We start from the raw sequence: 440 nt of genomic DNA, 5'->3' as shown, positions 1-440 counted from the left end.
GTTCATGACCGTCTGGCGCCCCGAGGACGCCGAAGTCGTCACCAGCGAGGCGGAACTGCGCGAGGTGGTCAGCCCGCCCGCGCCGGTGATCGCCGCGAAGGGGCTGGCCGGGATCGACGGGCTGAGCCGGAAGTTCATCGACGCCGCCACGCTGTACTTCGTCGCGACGACCGCGCCGGACGGCAGCCTCGACCTGTCCCCGCGCGGCGACCCGGCCGGCAGCGTCCTGGTCTTCGACGACAACCGCGCGCTGGCCTTCGCCGACCGGCCCGGCAACCGGCGGCTGGACACGATGCGGAACCTGCTGCGGCACCCGCGCGTGGGGATGCTGTTCGTGGTGCCCGGCAAGGAGGACGTGCTGCGGGTCAACGGTCGCGCGACGATCGTGCGCTCGGCCCCGTTCTTCGGCGAGCTGGCCGAGGGCGGGGTGAAGCCGGCGC

At 73.6% G+C, this 440-nt stretch carries 1 protein-coding gene; it reads left to right on the top strand.

What is annotated here, in order from left to right:
• Positions 1–440: pyridoxamine 5'-phosphate oxidase family protein (locus I6F33_RS38000; protein WP_225145802.1), on the top strand; the 440-nt coding region annotated here is incomplete at both ends.

It is taken from the genome of Bradyrhizobium sp. BRP20 (assembly GCF_020194215.1).
Taxonomy (GTDB): domain Bacteria; phylum Pseudomonadota; class Alphaproteobacteria; order Rhizobiales; family Xanthobacteraceae; genus Bradyrhizobium; species Bradyrhizobium yuanmingense.
This window is presented reverse-complemented; position numbering and strand designations above follow the sequence as displayed.